The organism is Bradyrhizobium sp. SK17 (assembly GCF_002831585.1).
Classification (GTDB): Bacteria; Pseudomonadota; Alphaproteobacteria; order Rhizobiales; family Xanthobacteraceae; genus Bradyrhizobium.
Genome location: NZ_CP025113.1, coordinates 7,790,993 through 7,815,401, shown reverse-complemented (window position 1 = coordinate 7,815,401; position 24,409 = coordinate 7,790,993). Strand labels below are relative to the sequence as shown.

27 protein-coding genes are annotated in these 24,409 nt (G+C 62.4%); 11 read left to right on the top strand and 16 right to left on the bottom strand.

The features are described 5' to 3' along the window. Window positions 1–435: 435 nt before the first annotated feature. The 3 genes from CWS35_RS36280 to CWS35_RS36270 form a co-directional block, all read right to left on the bottom strand. Window positions 436–1,821: a tyrosine-type recombinase/integrase gene (locus tag CWS35_RS36280; RefSeq protein ID WP_100955816.1), complete on the bottom strand. Its 1,386-nt coding sequence runs from the start codon at window positions 1,819–1,821 to the stop codon at window positions 436–438. A gap of 186 nt (window positions 1,822–2,007) precedes the next feature. Beyond that, window positions 2,008–2,424, bottom strand: coding sequence for a hypothetical protein (locus CWS35_RS36275; protein WP_157817337.1), 417 nt, complete (start codon window positions 2,422–2,424; stop codon window positions 2,008–2,010). Window positions 2,425–2,720: 296 nt separating this feature from the next. Further along, complete coding sequence (locus tag CWS35_RS36270) at window positions 2,721–3,248, bottom strand: MarR family transcriptional regulator (RefSeq protein WP_210202751.1); 528 nt, start codon at window positions 3,246–3,248, stop codon at window positions 2,721–2,723. A 113-nt stretch (window positions 3,249–3,361) separates the two neighbouring features. Here CWS35_RS36270 and CWS35_RS36265 point away from each other — a divergent pair, with 113 nt between their 5' ends. Genes CWS35_RS36265 through CWS35_RS36245 form a run of 5 tightly spaced genes read left to right on the top strand, consistent with a single transcriptional unit; the run spans window position 3,362 to window position 8,488 of the window. Beyond that, window positions 3,362–4,234, top strand: a complete 873-nt coding sequence (locus tag CWS35_RS36265) for an ABC transporter permease (protein WP_245438797.1) — start codon at window positions 3,362–3,364, stop codon at window positions 4,232–4,234. Further along, on the top strand, window positions 4,207–5,025 hold the full coding sequence (locus CWS35_RS36260) for an ABC transporter ATP-binding protein (protein ID WP_245438796.1): 819 nt from the start codon (window positions 4,207–4,209) through the stop codon (window positions 5,023–5,025). Before CWS35_RS36265 ends, CWS35_RS36260 begins: the two co-directional genes overlap by 28 nt. Further along, the gene (locus tag CWS35_RS36255; RefSeq protein ID WP_157817335.1) at window positions 5,009–6,010 is read left to right on the top strand and encodes an ABC transporter substrate-binding protein; all 1,002 of its coding nucleotides are present in this window, start codon (window positions 5,009–5,011) and stop codon (window positions 6,008–6,010) included. The genes CWS35_RS36260 and CWS35_RS36255 overlap by 17 nt, the downstream gene beginning before the upstream one ends. Before the next feature lie 25 nt (window positions 6,011–6,035). Then, window positions 6,036–7,004, top strand: a complete 969-nt coding sequence (locus CWS35_RS36250) for an ABC transporter substrate-binding protein (protein WP_157817334.1) — start codon at window positions 6,036–6,038, stop codon at window positions 7,002–7,004. Between the two features lie 50 nt (window positions 7,005–7,054). Continuing rightward, window positions 7,055–8,488 carry an FAD-dependent oxidoreductase gene (locus tag CWS35_RS36245; RefSeq protein ID WP_100955811.1) on the top strand — a complete coding sequence of 478 codons (1,434 nt, stop codon included), beginning with the start codon at window positions 7,055–7,057 and terminating at the stop codon, window positions 8,486–8,488. A gap of 40 nt (window positions 8,489–8,528) precedes the next feature. Here the strand turns inward: CWS35_RS36245 and CWS35_RS36240 are convergent, their stop codons facing one another. Further along, the gene (locus CWS35_RS36240) at window positions 8,529–9,824 is read right to left on the bottom strand and encodes an MFS transporter (protein WP_100955810.1); all 1,296 of its coding nucleotides are present in this window, start codon (window positions 9,822–9,824) and stop codon (window positions 8,529–8,531) included. A 93-nt stretch (window positions 9,825–9,917) separates the two neighbouring features. Here CWS35_RS36240 and CWS35_RS36235 point away from each other — a divergent pair, with 93 nt between their 5' ends. The 4 genes from CWS35_RS36235 to CWS35_RS36220 all read left to right on the top strand — a co-directional run bounded on the left by CWS35_RS36235 (window position 9,918) and on the right by CWS35_RS36220 (window position 12,533). Then, the gene (locus CWS35_RS36235; RefSeq protein ID WP_100955809.1) at window positions 9,918–10,574 is read left to right on the top strand and encodes a TetR/AcrR family transcriptional regulator; all 657 of its coding nucleotides are present in this window, start codon (window positions 9,918–9,920) and stop codon (window positions 10,572–10,574) included. Between the two features lie 94 nt (window positions 10,575–10,668). Then, the gene (locus CWS35_RS36230; RefSeq protein ID WP_024581006.1) at window positions 10,669–11,658 is read left to right on the top strand and encodes a helix-turn-helix domain-containing protein; all 990 of its coding nucleotides are present in this window, start codon (window positions 10,669–10,671) and stop codon (window positions 11,656–11,658) included. 23 nt (window positions 11,659–11,681) lie between these two features. Next, entirely contained in the window at window positions 11,682–11,918 is a 237-nt protein-coding gene (locus CWS35_RS36225) for a hypothetical protein (RefSeq protein WP_100955808.1), read from the top strand. Between the two features lie 168 nt (window positions 11,919–12,086). Then, window positions 12,087–12,533, top strand: a complete 447-nt coding sequence (locus CWS35_RS36220) for a TspO/MBR family protein (protein WP_371682820.1) — start codon at window positions 12,087–12,089, stop codon at window positions 12,531–12,533. Between the two features lie 126 nt (window positions 12,534–12,659). Here the strand turns inward: CWS35_RS36220 and fabF are convergent, their stop codons facing one another. From fabF to CWS35_RS36180, 9 genes are all read right to left on the bottom strand, one after another. Next, entirely contained in the window at window positions 12,660–13,922 is a 1,263-nt protein-coding gene (fabF, locus tag CWS35_RS36215) for a beta-ketoacyl-ACP synthase II (protein WP_100955806.1), read from the bottom strand. 183 nt (window positions 13,923–14,105) lie between these two features. Then, entirely contained in the window at window positions 14,106–14,594 is a 489-nt protein-coding gene (locus tag CWS35_RS40245; RefSeq protein ID WP_371682882.1) for a Fic family protein, read from the bottom strand. Window positions 14,595–14,606: 12 nt separating this feature from the next. Next, complete coding sequence (locus CWS35_RS40240; RefSeq protein WP_245438793.1) at window positions 14,607–14,840, bottom strand: hypothetical protein; 234 nt, start codon at window positions 14,838–14,840, stop codon at window positions 14,607–14,609. 990 nt (window positions 14,841–15,830) lie between these two features. Continuing rightward, window positions 15,831–16,859 (bottom strand): PEP-CTERM sorting domain-containing protein, encoded by a 1,029-nt coding sequence (locus CWS35_RS36200; RefSeq protein ID WP_100955804.1) that lies wholly within the window; start codon window positions 16,857–16,859, stop codon window positions 15,831–15,833. Between the two features lie 180 nt (window positions 16,860–17,039). After that, a complete protein-coding gene (locus CWS35_RS40465) occupies window positions 17,040–17,168 on the bottom strand; it encodes a hypothetical protein (RefSeq protein ID WP_256372058.1) in 129 nt (42 codons plus the stop codon). A gap of 174 nt (window positions 17,169–17,342) precedes the next feature. Further along, a complete protein-coding gene (locus CWS35_RS36195) occupies window positions 17,343–17,609 on the bottom strand; it encodes an HGGxSTG domain-containing protein (protein ID WP_100955803.1) in 267 nt (88 codons plus the stop codon). Then, window positions 17,606–18,265 carry a hypothetical protein gene (locus tag CWS35_RS36190; RefSeq protein ID WP_100955802.1) on the bottom strand — a complete coding sequence of 220 codons (660 nt, stop codon included), beginning with the start codon at window positions 18,263–18,265 and terminating at the stop codon, window positions 17,606–17,608. The genes CWS35_RS36195 and CWS35_RS36190 overlap by 4 nt, the downstream gene beginning before the upstream one ends. Before the next feature lie 421 nt (window positions 18,266–18,686). Beyond that, window positions 18,687–18,914 (bottom strand): hypothetical protein, encoded by a 228-nt coding sequence (locus tag CWS35_RS36185; RefSeq protein WP_024580997.1) that lies wholly within the window; start codon window positions 18,912–18,914, stop codon window positions 18,687–18,689. A gap of 185 nt (window positions 18,915–19,099) precedes the next feature. Next, on the bottom strand, window positions 19,100–19,636 hold the full coding sequence (locus CWS35_RS36180; RefSeq protein WP_100955801.1) for an NYN domain-containing protein: 537 nt from the start codon (window positions 19,634–19,636) through the stop codon (window positions 19,100–19,102). 276 nt (window positions 19,637–19,912) lie between these two features. Here CWS35_RS36180 and CWS35_RS39315 point away from each other — a divergent pair, with 276 nt between their 5' ends. Beyond that, window positions 19,913–20,143 (top strand): hypothetical protein, encoded by a 231-nt coding sequence (locus CWS35_RS39315; protein ID WP_143668662.1) that lies wholly within the window; start codon window positions 19,913–19,915, stop codon window positions 20,141–20,143. 633 nt (window positions 20,144–20,776) lie between these two features. Here CWS35_RS39315 and CWS35_RS36175 read toward each other — a convergent pair. Beyond that, on the bottom strand, window positions 20,777–21,040 hold the full coding sequence (locus CWS35_RS36175; RefSeq protein ID WP_024580995.1) for a hypothetical protein: 264 nt from the start codon (window positions 21,038–21,040) through the stop codon (window positions 20,777–20,779). A gap of 288 nt (window positions 21,041–21,328) precedes the next feature. On the opposite strand from CWS35_RS36175, the gene CWS35_RS36170 reads away from it, so the two are divergent. Next, complete coding sequence (locus tag CWS35_RS36170; protein ID WP_100955800.1) at window positions 21,329–21,655, top strand: hypothetical protein; 327 nt, start codon at window positions 21,329–21,331, stop codon at window positions 21,653–21,655. A 16-nt stretch (window positions 21,656–21,671) separates the two neighbouring features. Here the strand turns inward: CWS35_RS36170 and CWS35_RS36165 are convergent, their stop codons facing one another. After that, on the bottom strand, window positions 21,672–23,186 hold the full coding sequence (locus CWS35_RS36165; protein ID WP_100955799.1) for a glycosyl transferase family protein: 1,515 nt from the start codon (window positions 23,184–23,186) through the stop codon (window positions 21,672–21,674). Window positions 23,187–23,189: 3 nt separating this feature from the next. Further along, on the bottom strand, window positions 23,190–24,377 hold the full coding sequence (gene wecB, locus CWS35_RS36160) for a non-hydrolyzing UDP-N-acetylglucosamine 2-epimerase (protein ID WP_100955798.1): 1,188 nt from the start codon (window positions 24,375–24,377) through the stop codon (window positions 23,190–23,192). Window positions 24,378–24,409: the final 32 nt, after the last annotated feature.

Sequence of the window (24,409 nt, the reverse complement as noted above, 5' to 3'; positions counted from 1 at the left end):
AAAGCCAACGGTTGAAATCGTGATCGATTTTCAATCGGACATGAAGTCATTCCAGCTGACCGGAGCTTCAGCACGATGTGATGTGACCTTGAGAGATCCGAACCATGGCGGGATCGAGGTCATTCTTGGCCGACATGCCGCGGCGGCTTTCTGGGGGAATACATCGAGATTCCCCTGGTGCCGATGTTTAGAATTGACGGTCAGAGCTATCACGCGGCCGGAGCGGTTGTTCCGAACATCCGCTTTTTGCCGGGCGATAAGCTGACATTCTCGCTGTGGGGCGAACCAGCGAACGCGTCGATCACTGATGGATCGTGCTCGGGAGATGTATATGGAGATTTCTCCAACAAAGCCCCTGACTGAAGATCGTGGGTAGGGCTTCTGGTGCCGGTTCAATCAGACGAACGTATTCGATCAAGGCCGCAGGATGATCCCTTACGCGCGTTTTGTCATTGGCACTACGTTTGCCTCGCTCCGCGGCACCAGGGACACGACTGCCGCTCTTGCGAGATCTTCTAAGGCGGTCGCGATGTACTTCGCATAGTGCCGTTCTATCATTTTGACTGAGGTGTTGTGCAGTTTTGCGACCTGTTGGATGGGCAAGCCCTTTCGGAGACCGCGCACGATGCTTGAGTGCCGCAAAGCATAGGGAATCACCTCCGGCATGCCGGCGCGCTCGCGAACAGCCTTCCAGGGACGCACAAGTTCGGCTCTCTTCCACGGACCGCGTTTAGACTTCTTCCACGCGATACCTCCCGGCTCCTGTTCATGGATCCATCGCTCGAAAAGCAGCGAATCACTTGGCCGCCCGGCGATTGCTGGCAAAAGCACCTCAATCACATCGTCACCCACTGGGACCGGGTCCGAGCCGCTATTGCCGCCGCGTCCCTTGTAGGAGCCCGGCACCATCAGACGCCGTGCCGAAACCTGTACGTCACCTACCCGCATTCGCCTAGCTTGAGCATACCTCGCGCCGGTCGCGGCCAGACACACTACGATCCGATATAGATCGCCATCAAATCCTTGCTCCTGATCGACTTCGCACACCGCTTGAAGGATAGCGCCAACCTCGTCATCCGTGAGAATCTGGTTATCCCGAGCAACGGGCACATCATCGTCATCATCGATCCGCTCGGCTCTGAAGCCGGCCTTCACAATGGCGGGGAACGTTGGGTTTAGGTTCTTCCGATCTGCGGAAAGCCGCGGCCACGCGGCATTTAGTGCGGCCTTGAGGTCATTGACGAACCGCTGCTTGGTAGTGACCTTTAAGTCCGCCGGCAAACCCTCGCGCCAAGCTATCAATTCGTCTTCATTCAAGGCATGCAGATGCACCGATGCGAGAGGGGCAGCTTCCACAGCTTCCTGATTGCCGCGCTTTTCTTGCCCGAGAAGGTAGCGCCGCAGCTTCGTACCGGCGTCGGATCGGACGTCGCGACCTGTTCGGCGTCTTTCCCGAGCATCTCGTTCCTTGACGTAGGATTCAACGGCCGATCGCACGGTAGGAGCCGGGCCCGCCGCCTGTGCCGCTGCTTCTGTTCTGGCTCGAGTTACCGCCTCCCGAGCCATTCTGACGGCCTGTTCGAAGGTCAGAATCCCGTCGGCAGGCTTGTCGTTGATGTCGTTGGTGATGCCGATTGGCGCCTGTTTGTAGTTGCCGCCTTCGTGGTGATTGCGCCAGCGGACAAGCCAAACGCCACCCCGATTTCCTTTGCGATAGCCCAGATGCGCTTCGGCATCGAGGCGACGCCAATGCACGCCAAGCTCGAGCCGGGAGCGCGCTTTAGCCGTCGTGATCTGAGCCTCGGTGAGTGTCTTCGACATAGCGTTCGCCGCGCGGTTTTATTTTTACGTCGAATATCCGTTGAATATCCGATCATGTACATCGGCAAACAATACCGTATCGTGCACGTTTAAGCTATTGAATTCATTGAATACTGGCGGACGGTGGCGGACGAAGACGGATCCATAATTTGGCCCTCTCAAGGCTGAAACAGGGGTTCGATTCCCCTAGGGAGCGCCACTCAGTATTGATCTGCGAACTCGGAACAGCCCCGTTCCGCTGGCCAGGACCGATCTTTCGAGCACGTCGTTACTGCCTTTGATCCGGATTTGGGTGTCATCGACCTCGATCGCGTCGATGAGGGATTGCAGATACGCCTGGCGGAACGGAATTGATCCGGAGGTAAAGTTCTCGCGCACGCTGCGGCCGAACTGCTCAAGCAGCGCGGGATCGATCCGGATGGCCTGCGATGAATGCGATTTCGCCCGTTCGAGGGCGGCCTTGGCGCGGTCTCGATCGGCCTTCAGCGAGTTCAGGCGATCCTTCAGCACATCGTGCATTTTGGTTATGCCGTCCTCGATTAGCCGATAAAGCCGCTTGAGTTTGTCGTCAGCGTCGGTGGCCCCGCGCTGCAAAGCCGTCACGCGGACGCGGCGACCTTGGGGCTGCGGGCATGAAACTGGCATTGGCCGAATATTTCGTCGGACGCGGTCTACGATCGCTACCGGTTGCTCGACTGCAAGCTTGCAGCCGGGGAGGCCTTTGTCTTCTCGTGGTCTCAGCCTCATCGCAAGGTGTAGGTACGAGCCATTGCGTGGATGCTCCTGCGACGTGTCCGCCAGCTTCTTAGCGGTGTGCCGACGTGAGGTCTGCGACCTTAGATGAACCAGAAGAATTGCTTACGGAGCACTCGACTGAACGAACCTCGATTTAAGGCAGTCTAGCGCACCTCGGACTGGTGCTGCCGCAAGGCGGTCAGGCGGACTTCGACGACTCGCAACAACGTCAGCAGCTGCTCGACGGTGTCTTCTCCGATCGTGGCCTTCAGGATTTGGCTTTTGTCGTGGATGGCGGCAGCCACGGTTGCCACATGGGCTGCCCCCTTCGCCGTCAGGGCGACGCCGCTCAAGCGGGCATTGCTCGTGGATCGGACGAAACGGATCAAACTCTCCCCTTTCAGATCCTTCAGGATGCGTAAGAGGCTAGGCATCAGCAACGTCGAGCGGTCGGCCAAGGTTGTCTTGTCCATGGGCTCGGCGATATCGAGCGAACGCAAAACGCGCCATTGCTGTTCGGTGGTACCGAAGCTGCGTAGCACGGGGCGCATATGAAACATGACAGCTTCGCGTGCGCGCAGCAGGCTGACGGGGAGACCGCGCTCGAACGGGATGGATGCAATGTCGCCGTCGCGTTCCGCACGTCGTTCGACTGTTTCGATTTTTGACTCTGGTCGCGCAGAGGCTGTCACGTGCTGCCCTCTCGATCGAAGCATTGCAGATATCTTATGCCAAAGCGGCATTGACGACACAACTTAATATGTTAAGTTGAGGTCAGAAAAGCGATCCGAATGGGTCGGCTCGTATGATTATGAGCACGGGAGGAACTGGCTTCTTGTCACTGGAGCAACGCGCAGAAGTGGTTACCGAGCATCGCGACGGCGCTGCGCCGAAGCCGGCGTTGTGGAGATCCCTCGTCGGCAACGTGTCCGTCCGGGAGACCGCGGCCACGGTGATCGTCGTCGTTCTTCTCATCTTCGCGATGGACGTTGCGAGCTGGTATGTGCCCGATTACATCATGCCGTCGCCCGTGGCGGTGCTGCAGGCAATTCTGCGGCTAGCCGATACCGATTACACCCACGTCTTCATCACGCTTACGCGGCTCGGCGTGGCGCTGGCCTTTTCGCTGGTCGCAGGCGTGTTGCTCGGCCTAGTCATGGGCATTTCGCCGCTGCTGCGTCCGTTCATTCGTGCGCTCGTCATTATCGACACGGGTATTCCCGCGTTGTCGTGGATTCTGCTCGCGGTGTTCTGGTTCAAGAATCCGGAGACGCGGATATTCTTCATCCTCATCATGATTCTTGTGCCGTTCTATACGTTGAGCGTCTATGACGGCATACGCGCGCTGCCGAAGGACTGGATCGACATGATCGAGAGCTTCCGGCCGTCGCAGTCGCAGACGCTGCGTTACCTGATCATGCCGCATATCGTGCCTTATATCCTGATGACCACGAAATCGGTGATCGGTTACGCCACGCGCATGGTGATCTTCGCAGAATTGGTGGCGTCTGCCGTGGGCGTGGGCTCGCGCATGGGGCTTGCGCAATCGACGTTTCATATCGACGAAGTACTGGCGTGGACGTTCTTCTTGATCGTGCTGAACATCGCGTTGCAGCTTCTGGTCACTGGCGTCGAAAAGCTGGCGCTGTCGTGGCGGCCGAAGGCGGAGGTTCGATGAGCGCGCTGGCTTTGAACGATGTTCCGCAGGTCGACGGCGGCCAGGTGATCGCGCTGCGCGGGGTGCGCAAGCAACTCGGCGGCTATCGCGTCATCGAGAACTTGAGCCTTGACGTGCGCGACGGCGAGGTCGTGACGCTGCTGGGGCGCACCGGCGCCGGCAAGACCACCGTCCTTAACCTGATCATGGGCACGACGCAGCCTGACGGCGGCAGCGTCTCGGTGGCAGGCTTTGACCCCTACCGGCAGTTCAAGGCGCTTAAGGGCCGGCTCGCGGTCGGCTTTCAGGCCGACCGGCTGTTGCCTTGGCGCACGGCCGTGCAGAATGTCGAGCTGGGTTTGCTGATCCTCGGCGAAGACCGCAAGAGCGCGCGGACCAAAGCCGCGCAATGGCTGGCGCGCGTCAATCTCGCGGGCGCCGAAGACAAATATCCGCACGAATTGTCCGGCGGAATGCGGCAGCGCGTCTCGCTGGCGCGCGCGCTGGCGGTCGATCCCATGCTGATCTTGCTCGATGAATCCTTCAGTCAACTCGATCACATCACTTCGCAAAGTCTGCGACGGGATTTCTGCAATGTGGCGCGCGATTTCGGCAAGACCTGCCTCGTGGTCACGCACCGCATCGACGACGCGCTGGAAATGGCCGACCGCGTCATCGTTTTGGGGCCGGGCGCGCGAATCATGCTCGAACTGTCGATGACGCTGGCGCGCACCGATGAGAAAATACGCGACGACTACAGATCGCAGATCGAGAATGCTCTGGGAGGCAATCAAGATGGCCAGGACCACTGATCGACATTCGCATCCAAGCCGCCGTGCCCTGATGGGCGGCGCCTTGTCCGCCGGCGCATTCGTGGCGCTAAGCCCGAAGATTCTGTGCGCACGGGATTTGCCGGTGATCAAGTGCGCCACCGTGACGCCCGGATTCACCACGGTGTTCTACGACGTGATCCGCGACCGCAAGCTCGACGAGAAGAACGGCTTCAGACTCGGCGAACCTGTGCTCAACGCCTCGATCGGCACGCTGTTCAACGATTTCGTCGCGGGTTCATCCGATGTTATCATCGCAAGCTGGGATCCCGTTCTGACGCGTTATCAGGCCGGAGTGCCCTGCCAGTTGCTGTGCACGCTGATGACCGCCGACATGATCGGTATCGTCGCCACCAAAGCCGGGCCGCAATCGATCACGGCATTGAAAGGCAAGATGATTGCGGCGCCGCAGCAGTCCGGCGTGTACCGGATGACGCGCGCCATCATCAAGGAACTCGCCGGCGAGGACATTGAGACGGTGGCGCAGGTGCAGAATGCCGACAATCCAGCGCAGGGCGTGACGCTGGTGATTGCCGATCGTGCCGATGCCGCGGTGGCATGGGAGCCGATGATTTCGTCGGGAATGCGGAAGCGCAAGGACATCGACGTCATCTTCAACGCAGGCAAATCCTTCCGCGACAAAATCGGGTCCGATCTGCCGTATTTTTGCGTCAACGTGCGCAAGGAAATGGTCGCGTCCGGCATGGCGCCAAGGTTCAATGCCGCCGTCGCCGAATGCGTGAAGATCATCGACACGGAATTCGATGCCGTCGCTACGAAACATGCTGCGCGCACCATGATCGATGCCGATACGCTGAAAATCGCGCGCGAGTCTGGCCGCTTCAAGATGTCCTACGGCGCGGCGAGCGATCCCAAGGTGCAGGCCACCATCATCACCGCATCGGACATGCTGGCTCGCCTGGGCTTACTGACACGCAAGGCCGATGTCGGATTCTTTGCCGCCTGAACAGCAGAGTTGGGGAGACGGACACTTGATATCGCGAAGGGCATTTTCGCAAGGCCTGATCGGAAGCGCCGCGCTGGCGGTATCTCCGGCCTGGGCGGCGGATATGCCGCGCCTGAGCTGGGCGACATTCACGCCCGGCTTCGTGCCGGCCTTCATGGACTACACATTGGCGAAGGGGTTCGATCGCGCCAACGGGGTAATACTGGATCCGCCGAATCCGTACTCGTCGCTGACGAGCTATTACGGTGACTTCGTTGCCGGCGCGTTCGACATATGTTTCGGAAGCTGGGACACGTTTGCGGTGCACGCCTTCGCCGGCGTGCCGATGCGCTATCTGTGCGGTATCAATCCCGGCAGCCTTCTGAACATCGTCATCGTGTCGGATGAGATCAAATCGCTGACCGATTTGCGCGGCAAGATATTGGCGGCGCCGACCGCGTCGGGCACTTTCCGCCTGATGAAGTCACTGTTGCATAGTTTCTACGGTTTTGATTTGGAAAAAGAATGCACCATTCAGACCGTCGACCATCCGCTCGGCGGCGTCACGCTGCTGCTGGCCGATCGCGCGGACGCGGCGCTGACCTGGGAGCCGAGCGTCACCATCGGTGCGCAAAAGAATCCGAAGTTGCACGTATTGCTCAATATGGGCGAGCTCTATCAGAAGCACGAAAATGCCGAAATGCCGTTCCTCGGCCTCGCCATTCGCCAGCAGGCGCTCGAAAAATATCCGGGCATCGCCGACCGGCTCTACAAGATTTTTGCTGCGGGCTGCGAGGCAATGAACACCGAGCCGCAGGCCGCCTATGGCGCATCTGAAAAGACCACTGGCCTGCCGGCGGCGACGCTGGTCAGCGCCACGCGATCCGGTCGATTGAAATACGTTTTCGTGTCGATGGACGATCCGAAATCACGTCGGGCGGTGATCCGCAGCAGCGAGATTCTCGCGGCAGAAAAGGATCTGCCGAAGCCGGTGACGGACTCGTTCTTCGTCTAGGCACAGTCGTCTCCAAAAATATCTCACGAAGCATAGTCAGCAGGTATCGCATGACCGAGTCAGCCGAATCTTCCAACACCATCGCAGCACCGGTGATCCTCGTCGCGCGCGAGATTCCGGTTGCCTATGAAGCCGATGTCGTCGTGGTCGGCGGCGGGCCGGGCGGCTTTGCGGCGGCGCTGCAAGCGGCGCGAATGGGCGCGCGCACCATCCTGATCGAGCGCTTTGACATGCCGGGCGGAGTCCACACCGCGGGCCTGCAGGGATCGGCCGACGTCGGCGTCGGCGGCATCCACACCGAGCTGATGCAGCGTTTCGCGCAGGAAGGCCACATCTATACGGCGACCGAAAGCACGCATCCCGGCTGGGCCGGCAATCCGCTCTCGCATTACGAGAGGAAGAAGGAGCCGGGTAGCGATTTCGCGCGCATGTCGTTCAATCCTGAAGGTGCCGGTTGCGTGATGGCCGAGATGCTGCAGGAGGCCGGTGTCATCGCGCTTTACGGCACGAGCTTTATCGATGCGATCGTCGATCGTGGCTCCGGCAACGACACCATCACCGCGATCGTGGTGGAGAATGCCAGCGGGCTGCAAGCCGTCGCCGGCAAGATCTTCATCGAGGCCTCCGGCACCAGCGAACTGGTGGCGCGGGCAGGGGCGCCGTTCGTGCGTGGCGGCGGCGGGCAACCGAACACTGCTGCATGGGACGGCGTTAATCGTCCGATCCCCGGCGGCTTGCTGTGGACCATGAGCGGCATCGATCTCGGCAAGATCGTGGCCTATCAGCAAACCGCGAAGGATCCAGTACTCGCCAAGGCGATGGCGGAAGCGACCGCGGCGGGCGATCTGCCAGCGGGCATCTACCGGCCGCGGATGGCCGGCGAGAATGTCTATGGCGAGCATTACATCGGCCATCCGACGTTGGACATGAGTCCGATATCGGCCGATGGTACGTATGTGCTGTGGCAGAACGTGCCTTACGAGTGGGCCCTGCATATGGACGACAATGTCGCCGACCATGCTAAGGCCAAGGGCGCGCTACGCGGCTTCATCAACGCCGAGGCAAAATTCCTGCGTAAATATATCCCGGGCTTCGAGAACGCCAGCGTCGCGAGCGTCGGGCGCTTCGTCGGTATTCGCGATGGCCGCCATCCGGTCGGCGAGTATGTCGTTAACATTGGTGACGTACGCTCAGGTTGCACCTTCCGCGATGCAGTGACCAAGCCGATGACCAAGACTTTCTTCTGGGAGGGCGCCGTCAAGCACACATTCGAGGTACCTTTCCGCTGCTTCCTGCCGAAGAAAATCGACAATATGATTCTGACCGGCGCATCGCTGTCGTTCGACTATAGAACGTTGTTCATGGTGATGCGCAATTTTCCGTGGTGCACGCAGACCGGCGAGATCGCTGGATTCGCCGCCGCGCGCTGCATCGAGAAACGCATCAAGCCTAAAGAGCTGAAATGGACAACACCGTACTTCTAGCCAATCCGTTGTCGACCGTACGGCTCATGGTCGCGCGCTCTCACGCTGCGGCGAGCACCGGTTGCGCCGGGCGCCGCGTGATCAGCAGCGACAGCACGGCGGCGACGATGCCGGTCAGGCCCGCGATCATGAAGGCCTGCAAATAGTCGCCCTGCGCCGAGCGCATGAAGCCGGCGAAGAACGCGGCGCAGGCGGCGCCCAACTGATGGCCGGCGACCACCCAGCCGAACACCAGAGGCGCGTTCTTGTCGCCGAACGCCTCGTTGGCGATCCGCACCGTCGGCGGCACGGTCGCGATCCAGTCGAGACCATAGAACACCGCAAACACGGAAAGGCTGACCAGCGAGAAATCCGAATACGGCAGATAGATCAGCGACAGGCCGCGCAGCCCGTAATAAAGGAACAGCAGCTTGCGCGGATCGAACCGGTCGGTGAGCCAGCCCGACAGCGTGGTGCCGAACAGGTCGAAGAATCCCATCAGCGCGAGCAGGCTCGCGGCCTGCACCTCGACGATCCCGTGGTCGCCGCAGAACGCGATCAGATGGGTGCCGACCAGGCCGTTGGTGGTGAAGCCGCAGATGAAGAAGGTGGCGAACAGGAACCAGAACGCCCGCGTCTGCGCGGCGCGCACCAGGTTGCCGATTGCGGCGGTGAACGGATTGCCCGCGGCCGGCGGCGCCGGCTGATCGTCATGCGTGCTGCCGAACGAGCGTAGGCCGATCGATGCCGGCCGCTCCGGCACCAGGACATACACCAGCGGGATCAGCGCCGCGCAGCAGGCGGCGACCGTCAGCACCACGGGCTTCCAGCCGCCCCATGCCACCAGCGCCGCGAGGCCGGGCATGAAGATCAGGGTGCCGGTCGCGGTCGACGCGGTCAGCAGCCCCATGACGAGGCCGCGATTGGTGGTGAACCAGCGGTTGACGATGGTGGCGCCGAGCACGTTGGCGACCGCGCCCGAGCCGATGCCGGACAACAGCCCCCAGCTCATGAACAATTGCCACGGCGCGGTCATGAAGTAGCTCATGCCGGTCGAGACCGACATCAGCGCCAGCGCGCCGAGCACGGTGCGGCGGATGCCGAAGCGCTGCATCACGGCGGCGGCGAACGGCCCGGCGAGGCCGTAGAGGAAGATGCCGACCGCGGCCGATGACGAGATCACGCCGACATCCCAGCCGAACGCCGCTTGCAGCGGCAGCATCAGCACGCCCGGCGTCGCGCGCAATCCGGCGGAGGCGAGCAGCGCCAGGAAGATCACGGCGACGACGACGAAGGCGTAATTCTGGCCGAACGGGCGCCGCGACACGGCGGCAGCTTGAAGCGAGGCAGGGGGCATGTTACTTACCGGTACGTGTTGCTGTCCGGCGCATATACGTACCGGTCAGTAACATTGTCAAGAGCGCCGTGGGGGAGGGTCCGGAGGACCGTCATGAAGAAAACCGTTGAAGCATCCGCGAAGCGCCCGGCCAAAGCGCTTTCGAGCGAAGTGGCGACCGGTTCGCGGTCCCATCGCAACGCGAACGGCCCCAGGGCCGCCGACCGGATTCGCGCCTCCGCCAGCGAGCTGTTCTATCGCGAAGGCATCCGCGCCGTCGGCGTCGACGAGGTGGTGGAGCGGGCCGGCGTCACCAAGCCGAGCCTCTATCGCAGCTTCGCCTCCAAGGACGATCTCGCGGCTGCCTATATGCGCGACTACGATCTGGATTTCTGGGAGAAGTTCGAGAACCCCGGCGGCAAATCATACAGCGACCCGCGCGAGCACGTGCTGGCCTATATCCGCGTGCTGTCGACGCGCGCGGTGCGCGAGCGCTATCGCGGCTGCGGGCTGAGCAACGCCACGATCGAATATCCGGCGCGGGACAACCCCGCGCGGCAGGTCGCTGAAGCCCACAAGAAAGTATTCCGCAGGCGCCTGCGCGAGCTCGCCGCCGGCATGGGCGCGCGCCAGCCCGCCGTGCTCGGCGACGCGCTGTTGCTCCTGATCGAAGGCATCTACAGCACCGGCCAGCAGTCCGAAGACGGCCCGGCGCAGTCGGCGGTGACGGTGGCGAAGCTGTTGATCGATGCGAGCCTGGCGAAGGGGTGAGGGAGTCGACCAGCGCTTCGAACCGGGCGTTGCAGAGCGGCCAGAAATCAGCCGCAAATGGCGATCACCGTAACCGTTGCGGCAGGGTTGATCCATGACATCGCAGCACCGAGAGCCCACCATCTTCCGATTCTCGACGGCGGATTTGCCGGAGCGGGATCGGCTGGCGATATTCCGGGAGGAGTTCGGGCGCCAACTGGTGAAGCTTGATCCGGAGCCGCTCACCGAGGATTCGTATCACTGCGAGACGACCTTGCGCGCGTGGCCCGGACTCTCGATCGGGCACTCAGCGTTCGCCGGGCTGCGCATCGGCAGACCGCTCGAACTGCTGGATGGGGTCGATGATCTCGGACTGGTGCTCGGTATCAGCGGCAATCTTCGGGTGTCGCAAGTGGGTCGAGAGATTGCGCTCGGCGCCGGTGATGCGCTTCTGACCTCGAGCGCGGAGGTGGGGAGCATCACCTATCCCGAACTGACGCGCATCATCACGTTGCGGGTGCCGCGCAAGGCGCTCGCGGCGTTGGTGCGCAATCCCGAAGACTTGCTGATGCGCCCGCTGCCGCGCGCCAGCGAGACACTGCGGCTGCTCATGCACTATGCCAGGGGACTCGATTGCTCCTGTCGATTGGCGAGCCCCGGATTGCGACATCTCGTCGTTGCCCATGTGGTCGATCTCGTGGCGCTGGTGATCGGCGCGACCGGAGACGGGATGGTTGTGGCGGAACACGGTGGACTGGCAGCGGCGCGGCTCGACGCCGTCAAGGCCGACATCCGTCGCAGGATTGGGGAGCCGGGCCTCAGCCTGACCGCTGTGGCAAAGCGTCTGGAGATCACGCCGCGGCGCATCCAGCGGCTGTTCGCGGGCGAGCAGTCGACGTTTTCGCATTTCGTACTTGGCCAACGGCTGGCGCACAGCCATCGCCTGCTGACCGATCCGCGCCGCAGCGATCGCAGCATCAGTGCCGTTGCGTTTGAAGCCGGGTTCGGCGATCTGTCCTACTTCAACCGCACCTTCCGCAGGCACTTCGGCGCCACGCCCTCGGAGATACGCGCTGCGGCACGGCGCGAGGTTCGGCGTCCGTAGGCCGCGGTCTCAGCAGCGCCACCATGGAAGCGCGCGACAATCCTGCCCGGCTGGTCGCCGAAGCTCACAAGAACGTCTTCCGCAAGCGCCTGCACGAGCTCGCAAGCAGCATGGGCGCTACTCCGTTGTGCCCGGCGACGCGCCCGTTGCTCCTGATCGAAGGCATCTACGGCACAGGCCAGCAGTCCGAAGACAGCCCGGCGCAATCCGCGGTCACGGTGGCGAAGCTGTTGATCAATGCGAACGTGGCGAAGTCCTGACGTTGGGCGAAGGCCATCTTGCCCCGCCGCATCAGCCATTCCGGATAAGATCCGGACTGGTGATCCAGGCCCTTCGACGCGTCGTTTCATTGCATTGGAACTGCCAGGAAGCTTGCGCGATTTCTGCATCGACATCCGCGCTGCCGGCGGCAGCGCAATGGAGCGATGATGAGGTATGGTCGACTGGTCCTGTTCGTGATCGCGGTGCTCGGCGCCGGATTTGCGATCGGATATCTGAACAGGCCCGGTGCCTGGTACGCAGCCTTGAGCAAGCCCGCGTTCAACCCGCCGAACTGGGTGTTCGCTCCGGTCTGGTCGATCGTCTATCTGTTGGTCGCCGTTGCAGGCTGGCGTGTTCGGGAGCAGGGCTCGTCTTCCGGCTGGCGCCTTTGGTTGACGCAAATGGCCCTGAACTTCGCATGGTCGCCGATATTCTTCGGCCTGCATCAGCCCGGTGTTGCGCTTGCCGTCATCGCTGCACTGCTGTTGGCGATCGTCGCCTTCCAGATCGCGACCTGGAAGGCCGACAGGATCAGCGCTATCCTGTTCGCGCCTTACGCCGTGTGGGTGGCGTTTGCCTCGCTGCTGAACTTCGAGATTGTTCGCTTGAACTAGCGCGCTTTCGCGCGAAGTGGATACCGGTTCGCGTGAAGAAAACGCGTCAAGACGAGAACCTGGAGCTCCATTCCGATTCCATTGGAACGGGAAAGGCTCTGCCGGATGTCGGCGCAGCCAGCCGTTTCAGGCCCAGCGCCGAAACACCAGGCTGGCGTTGACGCCGCCAAATCCAAAGCCGTTCGAGATCGCGTGCTCGATCGTCATCCGCCGCGCGATTTTTGCGACGAGGTCGATACCCTCGGCGGCCGGATCGGCGTTCTCGAGGTTGAGCGTCGGCGGCGCGACCTGGTCGCGCAGCGCCAGGATGGTGAAGATCGCCTCGATGCCGCCGGCGGCGCCCAGCAGATGCCCGGTCGCCGACTTGGTCGCGCTGACGGCAATCCCGCCGTCGCGCCCGAACACGCGCTTGATCGCCGCGATCTCGCCGAGATCGCCGACCGGCGTCGATGTCGAATGGGCGTTGAGATGCTGGATCTCGCTCGCACGCAAGCCGGCCTGCCGCAGCGCGATCTCCATGGCGCGGCGGGCGCCGTCGCCATCTTCGGGACCTGCGGTGATGTGATAGGCGTCCGCCGTCGTGCCAAAGCCGACGATCTCGGCGATCGGCTTGGCGCCGCGTCGCAACGCATGGTCGAGCTCCTCGATCACCAGCACGCCCGCGCCTTCGCCCATCACGAACCCATCGCGGCCGCGGTCGAACGGCCGCGAGGCGCGGGCGGGCTGCTCGTTGAACGACGTCGACAGCGCCCGCGCGGCGGCAAAGCCGCCAAGGCTCACCGGATCGATGCAGGCCTCCGCGCCGCCGCAGATCGCAACGTCGGCCTCATCGGACCTGATCAGCCGCGCGGCATCGCCGATCGCCTGAACGCTCGCAGCACACGCGGTCACCGGCGCGCCGATCGCACCCTTGGTGCCATAGCGGATGCTGATGTGCCCGGCCGCGAGATTGGCCAGGAAGGCCGGCACCGTGAACGGCGACAGCCGGCGCGTGCCGCTTGTCTCCACCGTGCGCACGGCATCCGCGATCGCGGGAAACCCGCCGATCCCGGTTGCGATCACCGTCGCGGTACGCTCCTGCGCCCGCGCCTCGGCCGGCGTCCAGCCTGCCTGCGCGACAGCCTCCGCAGCGGCCAGCAGCGCGAACAGGATGAAACGGTCCATCTTCTTGTGGTCCTTGCGCGGCGCCGCCAGATCGGGATCGAAGCCGCCTTCGGCATCGTCGGCCTTGTCAGGCACCATCCCCGCGATACGCGCCGGAAGCGACATCGCCCACTCCGGCAGTGTCCGGAGCCCGGATTGCCCCGACAGCAGCCGTGACCAGACCAACTCGGTGCCACAGCCCAGCGGGGACACTGTCCCGAGGCCCGTTACGACAATTCGACGCATGGTGCTCCTGTCGTGCTTGCCGGTGTGGCTGGGACTCGAAACTGCCAGCGTTTCGAAGCTAATATATGATGAATATCATCTATCGTCTCAACCGGTCGAGCGTCAAGGCACTCCGTCAGCAATCGTAGTCCCGATGAGCGCTGCGAAAACTGGGGAATGGCCCATCCCAGTATATCGCCGCAATTATGCCTGGCCCTTGCCTCGCTCGTCGCGCTTAAGCTGCTGCTGTTTGTACTCGGCTTGTATCGCGGGGTCGTCGTTGCTTCCGCGAACGGTATCCGTGTCGCCTCTGCCTCCGTCGAGCCCCTTGGCTGTCGCGATGTGCTCTTTGAGGTCGCTCACCGCCACGCGGATGTAAGGTTCGAGATATTTGTCGAGGATGCCTTTGCAGGGGTTGTCGAGCTCTTTCGTGAGCGCTTGTAGGTAGGCGGCCTTGTCTGTGGAGGCCCAGTCGATGCTGAAGCCCGCACGTTGAGCCAGTATGGAGTGAGCAACCATAATCGTGCGGCCATTGCCATCCAGAAAGGGATGGCCGTAAGCCAAATAGCCCATGACCTCACCGGGCTTCTCGCGCATGGTCGTTGTATTGTTGCCGAGCTTCAAAGCGTATTCGATCGCGTTTTGAATGGAGTTGGGATGTGCGAATAAAACGCCGCCTCGACTGACAGCGATGTCGGGTGCCGTTTAAAGACGGTCTTGCCCAGCCCACGGATACATCGCTTCGAAGAGGATCTGATGCGTGGTCAGCACGTCCGCGTAGGTCAGGGCCTGCCGCTTTTGGAGTGCCGCGAATGCGTTGTCTATCCCGGTCGTGAAGGAGGCATGTTCAAGTCTCCTTACAATGGTAGGATCTTTCTCTTGAGCAAGATTGCGTAGGTATCCGCGCGCTTCGAAGTCGCCGAACGGATCAAACGTCACGGCCTGACTTCACGCAGATAGCGGGCCTGAAGAAGAATCATTTCCGGGCGCGTAATCCGCCCCGCGCGTACTAGGCCAATGAGCAACTGCTCGACCTCGTCCAACTCGACCGTGTCGCCGGCGAGGCGCGTAATATGATGGGCCAGGCGGTCGTTCGGACCCTCAGAATAAGACACGTGAAAGGTCCGGGCGAGAGCCCTGATGTGCTCTGCGGTCGAGGAGGCGCTTAGCTTATCCATATCAGCAATATAGCACTTTCTGACTGGGACTCAACGAAAAATCTCCTGAAATCAGTGGGTTGAGGGATTCCCTTTGGGGTGTCGGCTCAAGTTGCGATAACGGCAAGCGTAGTTCGGATGAGCATAGCGATATCCAGGGAATGGCGTCCCGCATGTCGCAGCGCTCAGGCGGGCTACTCCACGATTTTGTTCGATGGGGACGCCACATCTTGTTTACGGCCCAGTGGTCGCGCCCCTTCCATCGTCCTTTCCCGTTGCGTGAAAGGCATCTTTCTCGGCGATCATATTTGATCGCTCGGTCGCCTTTTGGCGCTAAGCGCCATTTCTTACGGAACGGTCTTATAAAGCGGTACCTGCTCAAGATACCCAGCGCCTGCTCATGGAGCCGCTCGTTGTTGCCTCTTTCGGTGCTACGCAAGGTGGAAACGGCAGTGTCGGAAAGAAAGCCAGCGTCATAGGACTCGGTCCGGGGATGTGTGCGCCGATGCTCATACTCTTCGTAGTCGGCTTCGAGCCCGTATATGGTGCGAGTCAGCCCACCGTGTCTGTTGCCGAATACGGCACTAGCGGCAGTGTACCAACGTGGCGGGAACCAAGGAGAGGTGCAGATGTCCAGCAGCTTGAGGCAGTGGGCCGTATCAGAGCGGCAGTTCTTGAATGAGGAAATCAAGTACCTCAAAGCCGGGGTAAGGTGATGTCGCCCAGTGGTGAGAACATCTCTGTAGGCAAGTTAGCGGAGTTGGACGCCCGACTAGAGGGCGTCAATCTTGCCTTGAAAGAAACCGACGATGCCAAGAGAGCCTGAGGGAGAAAGACGTCCCGGTGACATCGTCGGACGCCATTTCGATATTTGGCCGCGTGCCCTAAGCCAATCTATCCGCCGTTTCCGCCGATACGACATCACCCCCAGACCACAGAACCCGATCATCATCATCGCCCACGACGCCGGCTCAGGCACGCCATTGGCAATGCCCTGGCTGAATGCGAATGAGTAGTCCTGCGGGTCGGACACGCCGGCGGCGATCACGAAGGTCGGATCGAGGTAGGCGTCCAGCGTGCCGGCGCCGGTGCTGAAGGCGTTTACATAGGCTTCCATCGTGATCTGATAGATGGTGTTGGTGTCGAGCTCCGCGCTTTCCGAGGTCGGGGCGGCGGAGATCTGTCCGAGCGAGCTGATCGAACTGGTCGTCGTCGCGCTGGTCGATCCGTTCAGAAGCTGGAGCCCGGTGCCGGTGCGGTTGACCTGCTGCGCGGCCCAGATGGCGTTGCCGGAATTGTCGATGTCGTCACCGGGGCGCGCGCCTCCCGGCGACGCCGGATTGACGGCCAGGAAAAATCCCACGGTGTTGCCGGGGTTGACGTTGCCGGTGGCGACGATGCCGCCGTGGTAGTTCATCGTCACGTTGACCATCCCGACCGGACCAAGCACCTCCATGTAGTAAGTGGCGTAGCCGACCGCATTGCCGCTGCCATTGTTGACGCCGACCGACGCGCCGACGAAGGCAAGCCCTGGCGTCACGTTGCTCGCATAGGCCGGGATCTGGTCCACCGCGCCGACCGCCTCCGCGCCGGCACTGGCGCCGGCAACCGACGTGCCCAGCGTGCCGGGCGTTGTCGATGTGTTGGTTTGCAGGAAATTGGCCGGGTTGCTGGCGGTCACCAGCAACGAATAGGCTGCCGCCGGCAAGTTCGGCAGCACCGTGCTGGCCGCCGCCGGTGCCGCGACCAGCGAGCTTGTTGCCGCGCATGTAAGGCCGATCGCCGCGAGAGCCTTCACCATCACGACCTCCGTTGGTCTCGAGATGCAGTCCGCGCTCACCCACCGTCCGGTCAGGGTAATGAGGGATGGTCGAGATCAAAAGTCAGGAAGTGTGGCTGACGATTGAATTATGTTGCTCGCGCGCGGTGCGCGGCGTCGGGCACCGCGGATGCGCCGCCGCCGCGAGGTGCTGCGCAAACGCTAGCGCAGCCGGCCTGCGGCGCGCTCGCGGCGTCTGATCGAGACGATGGCGCGCAGCGCGTAGCCGACGATCACGCCGCCGAAAAAGGTGAGAGCAAACAGCGAGGCAAGAACGATGAAGTCCGTCATTCGGCACGCTATAGCCTGCCGCGCGGATGGCGGCTCTACGGAACTTGGTGCAAGCCTGTCACAATCACGACAAGGGATCGCGCCAGCATCGCCGTTCCCATTTGGATATGTTTCGGAACTTTTCGTACAGCTCGATTTGCAAACGCGCAATTGGCGCATCGTCGCTGCGACCGATCAGCTCATCTCGTCCAGCAGCTTCCGCGCCGCGTCGAGCAACGCGCGAATCTCCCGTCGCTCCGCGATCGCCTCCGCGGTGAACAGGCCGTGCTTGCGCGCGTTCCGGTTGGCCCGCGGCGCGCCGGATCCGGCTGCGCCGCCATGCATGCGGCAGCGCGTCTTGCCGCGCACCGCCGGCGCGCGGCACGCACCGCTGCTGCGGGTCCGGGCGCCGCAACGCGGGCTCGCCAGTATCGGGCCGGTGGTGCCGTCGTGGCCGCTCATGCCGGTGCGGCCTGCGCGACATCGGTGGCATCGGGCGCGCGCCCGGCACGCGCGGCCTTCCGCGCCCGCGGCGCGGCGGCCGGCGCGGTATCGGCGACGATCACGCGCGCATGCTGGGTGACGTTGCCGACGATGGCGTTGCCGCCGTCCTCCACCTTGACGTTCTGCACCGTGATGGCGGGCTCGCGATGGCTGCGGTAGCGGTTCAGCGCCTCGATCTGCGCGGGGAAGGTGCGGGCGAGGCGACCGAGCGCGCGTGCGGCGCTGTCATGCTGGGCGAGGTCGTCGGCGTTCGCGAGGTGCTTGGCACATCGCATCGCCATCACATGGACCGAAACCATCTGCGCCACCAGCATGGCCTCGACGGAATCCCGCGGGCCGATGCTCTTCACCATCGCGATCATGAAGGCGAGGTTGGCCTGGTCGGGACGGCCGCTGCTGGCGCTGGCGCGGACCAATTGCCGCAGGATGCCTTCCATCGCGTCGCGATCGGCGACGCCCAATGCGTTCGCCATCAGCTGCTCGCCGCGTTCCCGGTCGGGATGGTCGATGGCGAAGCCTTGCTTTGAGAGCTTGATGCGCGGCACCGCGGCGGCTTTGGCGGTGTCGGCCGCGCAGGTTGGCGTCGGCATCGTGAGGTCGGAGGTGTTGCTCATGTCGGGAGTTCCTGGCTGGCGCGCCGCAGGCCCGCGCGATCCGGCCACGCGCCGGCGATCGTTCGCTGCGGTGCGCCGGTGCAATGGATGATGGGTGGGAGTTGCGAGTTGCGATCGCAAACGCGGCGCCCGCTGCGGCGGGGCGAGGACGTTGGCGCGAATTCGGAATAATGGAAGTGTGCCGCTGATTTGCCCGACGAGTCAAGTTGCATTTCGCATGCGGGCTGCGGCCTGTTGCCTTGCATGGGGTTGTTTTCGATGTTTTGCCGGCGCGGCGGCGGGGCACGCCTGGTTCCACATCTCCGCGCAGGCGCCCGACGCCTATGGCAAGACCACCAGCGTCGTGATCGCCTATGACGGCAACCTCGCGGTCGGCCGGGTCACGGACGCGGTGCCGGTCCGCCGCCTCGGCGGACCACCGTTACGGTCGCAGCGGTCTGTGGTCGCTGCCTTCAGGCTTGGCCTGATCGACACTGCTCGAGAGCGACAGCGCGCGCAGCTGCCCGAGCGTGCCGCGGGGCGAGCCGCATTTGCGGCACTGGATCACGGTCGACGGCGATGCATCCTCGACGCCCTCGAACACGATGCCGAAGCCATCGCAGCGGCGGCAGACAAGCTGAAAATCAATGCGCTCAATTTGCTTCGCCATCTGAGAAAAACCCGCAATCCAATCCCGACCCGCCGCGCAATGTGCGGCGTGCTTGTTCCGCCGGGCACGGACGATGCCGTGCCGGCGAGGGGACTCTATGAGCCCTCGCCCGACATGCGCAACTCAACTCCTCCGTTAAGCTTGATGCGCGGGAGGGCGGCTCCCGCATCTCGAGCGCCGCGCCGCTATTCCGGCGCGGTCGGGAATGGCGGCCGTTCGATCGAGGCCCGCAGCGTGTCGAGCTCCATGAAGGTGTCGGCCTGCCGGCGCAGCTCGTCGGCGACGATCGGCGGCTTCATGCGCATGCTCGATACCACGGTGACGCGGCAACCAAGCCGCTGCACCGACTCGACAAGCCGCCTGAGGTCGCCATCGCCGGAGAACAAGAACATGTGATCGACATGCCGTGCGACCTCCAGCGCATCGACGGCAAGCTCGACGCTCATGCTGCGCTTGAATCGCCTGCGGCCCTCGCCATCGTCGAACGCCTTGGCGAGCTTGGTTCGCACGGTGAAGCCGTTGTAATCGAGCCAGTCGACCAATGGCCGGATGACGCTGAAGTCCTCATCCGCATTGATCGCGGTGTAGTAGAAGGCGCGCAGCAGGATGCCATGCTTCTGAAATTCGGTCAGCAGGCGCCTGTAGTCGACCTCGAAGCCCAGGGCCTTCGCCGCAGTGTGATTATTCGCGCCATCGATGAAAAGGGCAATTCGATCGGTCATCTCAAAAATTCCTGGTCCACTTCGTCAACCGCTGCCGCATGGATCGTTCCAGCCTGTGTGTCCGGGGCTCGTTCGATCGATATCTATCGATGCGCGCGCAGTTGCGGCGCTGACTGGAGGATCACTGGTCGCATCGCAACGATGACGCGGCAATGTGTACTGATCGGGGCGACGGCCTTCACTGGGCTGATCTGAAATCGACGGAAAGGCTCACCCGATTGCGGTGAATGGCGCGGCGCGCGTTGCGTCAAATCCTTCGATCTTGGCGTTCGGTCAGTGAAAAAATCCAGGCATCGCCGCAAGGTCGCGCACGTCAATTCACCACAGCAACTGCTTTTCTGTTCTCTGGCAATGGATGCTCATTATCGTTTCGACGAAGGCTTCAATGGTCTCTTGGAATGTATCGTCATGGTCGAATGTATCGTCATGGTCGTGGTCTGCACCGGCTGGTGCGGCCCGCCCACAATATTATCTTTCGCCGCGAATGAAACAATGGAGGCGGGGTGATAATCGACCGAACGGTCCCAGTGCTGCGGATTTCGGGGACGTTGTCATGCGCGGGCCGGAGCGGGATCTCGGGTGCCCGGCTGGGAAAATCTCATCCCGCGCACGCCATCGAGGCCGGCGCCGCCGTCCTCAACGCCGCGCTAAGCCCGTTGCAGTGCGCACCGACCGGCAATCGCCGCGGCGTCCGTCATGATGGTCGGTCGGTCCTTGCGGTCTCGGTCGAGGAAAGCGCCTGCTCGAGGCGAGCCACCAGCTTTCGCAATCGTTGCACTTCCAGATAATCCCGATTCAGTTTGCGTCGGTCGTGGTCCTGTTGCTTGGACAATTCGGACGGGTCATTTGTCATGGTAATTTCGCTGGCTCTGGACAATTTGATTTAACCGACCCGAACAAGCCTTCGGTCCCCATTCCAATGTGTCTTTGGTCATGGGGTCGGTGATTTGAACGGTGCGGGTCGGTCGGATTAATGGTTATTGGATACCGTTATTCGACGAGAATGCTGCGACGTCCGATGAATTGCCTGTCCGGTTGGCTCCGCGCCCACGACGCCCCGCCGGGAACAGCGGGCGACGAGGTCAGGCGCGTCGTCTCGCTAAAATGGCGATCCAGCCGGTCCGGATTGGCGGGCGAAGCTCAGGCGGCCACCGGCTCCGCTGCGCGCGGGTAAGCCGCGCCAAGACGATCGACGAGGTTGTTGATGGTGGCCTGAAGATTGTTGCGGCGGGTGCGCAGGTGGCGCGCGAGCATCGGATAGGCCGGGTCGGCGATGTCGCCGATATTGGCCCTCGCTTCCTCGGCTTCGATGTCGGCGGTGATGATCGAGACCGAATTGTTGAGGTCGGTGATCAGTTTGCTGAGGGTGGCGACTTCGTTCCCGAAATGAGGCTGGTAGCGCATGTCGTGTCCTGTTCTTGCACAAGCATGGTTAAGGTTGAGAGGTTCAACCAGGAAGCATCGACCCCATCGCAATCGGCGTGCCAGCGATCGCCGGTCCTGGTCCGGAAATGCCTAAAATCTTAGCCGGGTTGTTAGGGCGTCGTTATGCGTGGCCGAGCACGGAATTGCCGATGCCGGACCAAGTGCGGCGGTAGCTAAAATTGTAGCGAGGCGTTTGAGCCGCATGAAACGGCTCAGCGATCAAATGCCCCACGGAGAGGCCGAGAACGGCCCCAGTGGGAGCGCGGAATGTTTTCCAACGATGACCGGTTTGGACGGGATGCGCGGGCGGATGCCATCGATGGGTTCGATGCCATCGCCGCCGCACTTGACCAGGGGGTCGAGCTCGACGCCTGCGGCGGCACGCGACTGAGCGACATGCTGGCGATCGGGCTCGGTTGGGGTGTGCTGGCGGCCGCGATCTTCTACCCCGGCCTGCAGCTTCTCGCGATCGTGGTGGGCATCGCGTTCTTCTCGATGCGCTCGTTCGCCCGCCTCGTACTCGGATCGCCGCGCCGCGAGCGGGAACTCGCGGTGTTCGCGCCAGTCAGCAGCAACTTCATGCGAGCAGCTTGATCCGGCGCGGCAGGCTCTACCGCTCGGCGACCTCGCTGCGCGAGCCGGCGCCGACCGGTCCAGGCGCCTGGGGCAGCGTCAGTTCGCCCATGTGAACCGGATACGAGTGCGAGGTCTTGTCCCAGACCAGCGGCGTACCGGATATCCGGTGGCCGAGATAGACCCGCACGGCGCGCCAGGTCGCGAAGAAGTTGACGAAATTCCCGACCACGAGGCGAGGCGCTGACATCAAGGCATGGCTGAGATTGTAGATCATGCCGGTGAAGATCATCCGGTTGCCCAGGCGCCAGATCAGGAAGATGAAGTTCACGAAGAACAGCCAGACGGCCCAGTCCTTCGATAGCAGCTGGTAGGTGAACTGCTGCTCCGGATTGAAGAACAGCCGGTAAAGCTCGAAGGCCGTCAGGTTGGCCAGCGCAAAATAGCCGAGCATCACCGCCGGGCTGGTGATGACGCCCTTTCGATCGCGCACCAGGAAGTATTTGGTACCGAGCGAGCCGCGCCAGCCGTGCTCATGCGCACCCTGGAACACGATGCCGAGCAGCCATCGCGCGCGCTGGCGATAGGCCGCTTCCAGGCCGGACGGGAAGAATTCGCGCGTCGCCACCGGCAGCGAGCGGTAGAGGATGCCGGGCGCGCCGCTGGTGATGTTGATGTCGATCGCGTAGTTCGCCGGATAGGCGATAAACGCCGACTTGAAGCCGAGCTCCGACACGCGGAACGCGATGTCGTAGTCTTCGGTGAACGACGAGGTACGAAAGGCCTCGCCCTGGTTCTTGTCCATCAGGTGCTGGATCGCCTCTCGGCTGAAACAGGCCGACACGCCCGCGCACGGGATGACACCGCTGAGGCGCTGGCGGACCTCCAGATCCTTGGTGTGCATCTCCGCAAACTCGTCCATGTACAGCCCGGAGATCAGCGAGGTGAGCGAACGGGAAAACGAATAGACCGGAAGCTGGATGAATTCGTACAGATCGACCAGCTTGTTGAAGAGCTTCAGTTCGAGCGGATGAATCAGGTCTTCCGAATCGTGCATCACGATCCCGGCGAACTGTAGCTTTTGCTCGGCTTCGAACAGGAAGATTTCCGACAGCGTCTGATTGAGGCAATCCGCCTTGCTGGTCGGCCCGTCATGCGGGACCAGCACCATGTGGATGTTCTTGTAGAGCGCCTGCGCCTTGCGCACCTCGTCCTGGGTCAGCGGATCGTTCAGGTAGACGCCGACGAAGTAGTGGGCCTGTTCGTAGCGCAACAGCCTGGAGTTCGACGACAGCATCGAGAAGATCACCTCGTGCTCTTTCCAGCACGGGACCATGATCGCCATCGGGCGCTCCGGCAATTGCTCGAGGACGTCGACGGCCGGCAACTCCTTCGACTTGCTGTCCGCCGTTCCGAGCAGGCGGCTGGTCCAATAGGCCAGATCGACGAAGAGATCATCGAAGCTGGAGATCGCGATGATGACCGCCGCGATCAACATCACAATCTCGACGAAGTAGATGTAGCTGCTGAGAAACGACTGAGCCTCGGTCATGGGCTATGATGCAATGTGAAGTTGGATGATCTCAGCCGAGTGCGATCTTCCGCGCACCATGAAGTGGCGATGCAGCGCCTCGACAATCCTCTTACTGGCATGCCCGTCGCCGTAGGGAAATACGGGACGCGCCATCCGGGTGTATTTCGCTGTATTGCTGTAGAGTTCGTGCAACGCGCCGAATACCCGCTGCCGGGACGTTCCGACCAGGTCGACGACGCCTGAGGCCACCGCTTCCGGCCGTTCGGTCACCTCCCGAAGCACGAGCACGGGCTTGCCGAGGGCCGGTGCCTCTTCCTGCAGGCCGCCACTGTCAGTCACCACGCACCAGGCGTTCTGGATGGCGGCGACGATGTCGCGGTAGCCGAGTGGGTCGACCAGCTTGATGCGGGGATGGCTGGAGAGCACCTCCATGGCCGCCTCGCGCGCGCTGGGATTTGGATGGACCGGAAAATAGACCGCGACGTCCGGCGTCAGGTCGACGAAAGCCCTGATCGCGGTAAAGGCATCCCGCAGCGGGCTGCCGAAATTCTCGCGCCGATGGGCTGTCAGCAGAATGGTCTTCAGCTTGGGATAATCGGCGGGTGGGGGCGGCCTGCTGGCCGCAGTCTCGAGCAGGGAGTCGATGACGGTATTGCCGGAGACGATGATCTTGTCCTTGTCGATGTTTTCCCGGGCAAGGTTCGCGGCGGCGGCCGACGTCGGCGCACAGTGCAGCGTCGTCGACACCGCGATCGACCGGCGGTGAAACTCCTCGGGAAACGGCGCGTCGAGGCTCGCGGTCCTCAGGCCTGCTTCGATGTGGACGAAGGCAATCTTGCGGTAGAAGGCCGCGATCGAGGCGACATAGGCGGTCGTGGTGTCACCCTGGGCAAGAACACAGTCCGGGTTCGCCAGCTCCAGAAACCTGTCGAGCCGGGGCAGGAGATGGCTGACGAGGCCCGCAGGCGTGTGGCAGCTGCGCCGATGGCGGATCGCAAGGTCGGCCCGCAGGCCAAACTCGCTCAGTGTCTGCTCCAGCAGATCGCTTTGCTGGCCGGTGGTGACAATGCGTACGCTCGCCCAGTTGGTTTCGGACAGCCGTCGAATAATTGGCGCGACCTTGATAACCTCGGGACGGGTTCCAATAACGAATACAAAGCGACGCACGGCAACGGCGTGTGCAAAATGCCTTTTACCCTGGTGATGCATTCAATGCTCCAAAGCGCATCACTTGCGGCGAT

Bases quoted from the DNA above. Each gene is read 5' to 3' on its own strand.
- CWS35_RS36280 (WP_100955816.1), bottom strand. From the start codon at position 1,821: ATGTCGAAGACACTCACCGAGGCTCAGATCACGACGGCTAAAGCGCGC.
- CWS35_RS36265 (WP_245438797.1), top strand. From the start codon at position 3,362: ATGATTATGAGCACGGGAGGAACTGGCTTCTTGTCACTGGAGCAACGC.
- CWS35_RS36255 (WP_157817335.1), top strand. From the start codon at position 5,009: ATGGCCAGGACCACTGATCGACATTCGCATCCAAGCCGCCGTGCCCTG.
- CWS35_RS36245 (WP_100955811.1), top strand. From the start codon at position 7,055: ATGACCGAGTCAGCCGAATCTTCCAACACCATCGCAGCACCGGTGATC.
- CWS35_RS36240 (WP_100955810.1), bottom strand. From the start codon at position 9,824: ATGCCCCCTGCCTCGCTTCAAGCTGCCGCCGTGTCGCGGCGCCCGTTC.
- CWS35_RS36235 (WP_100955809.1), top strand. From the start codon at position 9,918: ATGAAGAAAACCGTTGAAGCATCCGCGAAGCGCCCGGCCAAAGCGCTT.
- CWS35_RS36230 (WP_024581006.1), top strand. From the start codon at position 10,669: ATGACATCGCAGCACCGAGAGCCCACCATCTTCCGATTCTCGACGGCG.
- CWS35_RS36225 (WP_100955808.1), top strand. From the start codon at position 11,682: ATGGAAGCGCGCGACAATCCTGCCCGGCTGGTCGCCGAAGCTCACAAG.
- CWS35_RS36220 (WP_371682820.1), top strand. From the start codon at position 12,087: ATGAGGTATGGTCGACTGGTCCTGTTCGTGATCGCGGTGCTCGGCGCC.
- fabF (WP_100955806.1), bottom strand. From the start codon at position 13,922: ATGCGTCGAATTGTCGTAACGGGCCTCGGGACAGTGTCCCCGCTGGGC.
- CWS35_RS36200 (WP_100955804.1), bottom strand. From the start codon at position 16,859: ATGGTGAAGGCTCTCGCGGCGATCGGCCTTACATGCGCGGCAACAAGC.
- CWS35_RS40465 (WP_256372058.1), bottom strand. From the start codon at position 17,168: ATGACGGACTTCATCGTTCTTGCCTCGCTGTTTGCTCTCACCTTTTTC.
- CWS35_RS36195 (WP_100955803.1), bottom strand. From the start codon at position 17,609: ATGAGCGGCCACGACGGCACCACCGGCCCGATACTGGCGAGCCCGCGT.
- CWS35_RS36190 (WP_100955802.1), bottom strand. From the start codon at position 18,265: ATGAGCAACACCTCCGACCTCACGATGCCGACGCCAACCTGCGCGGCC.
- CWS35_RS36185 (WP_024580997.1), bottom strand. From the start codon at position 18,914: ATGGCGAAGCAAATTGAGCGCATTGATTTTCAGCTTGTCTGCCGCCGC.
- CWS35_RS36180 (WP_100955801.1), bottom strand. From the start codon at position 19,636: ATGACCGATCGAATTGCCCTTTTCATCGATGGCGCGAATAATCACACT.
- CWS35_RS36175 (WP_024580995.1), bottom strand. From the start codon at position 21,040: ATGCGCTACCAGCCTCATTTCGGGAACGAAGTCGCCACCCTCAGCAAA.
- CWS35_RS36170 (WP_100955800.1), top strand. From the start codon at position 21,329: ATGTTTTCCAACGATGACCGGTTTGGACGGGATGCGCGGGCGGATGCC.
- CWS35_RS36165 (WP_100955799.1), bottom strand. From the start codon at position 23,186: ATGACCGAGGCTCAGTCGTTTCTCAGCAGCTACATCTACTTCGTCGAG.
- wecB (WP_100955798.1), bottom strand. From the start codon at position 24,377: ATGCATCACCAGGGTAAAAGGCATTTTGCACACGCCGTTGCCGTGCGT.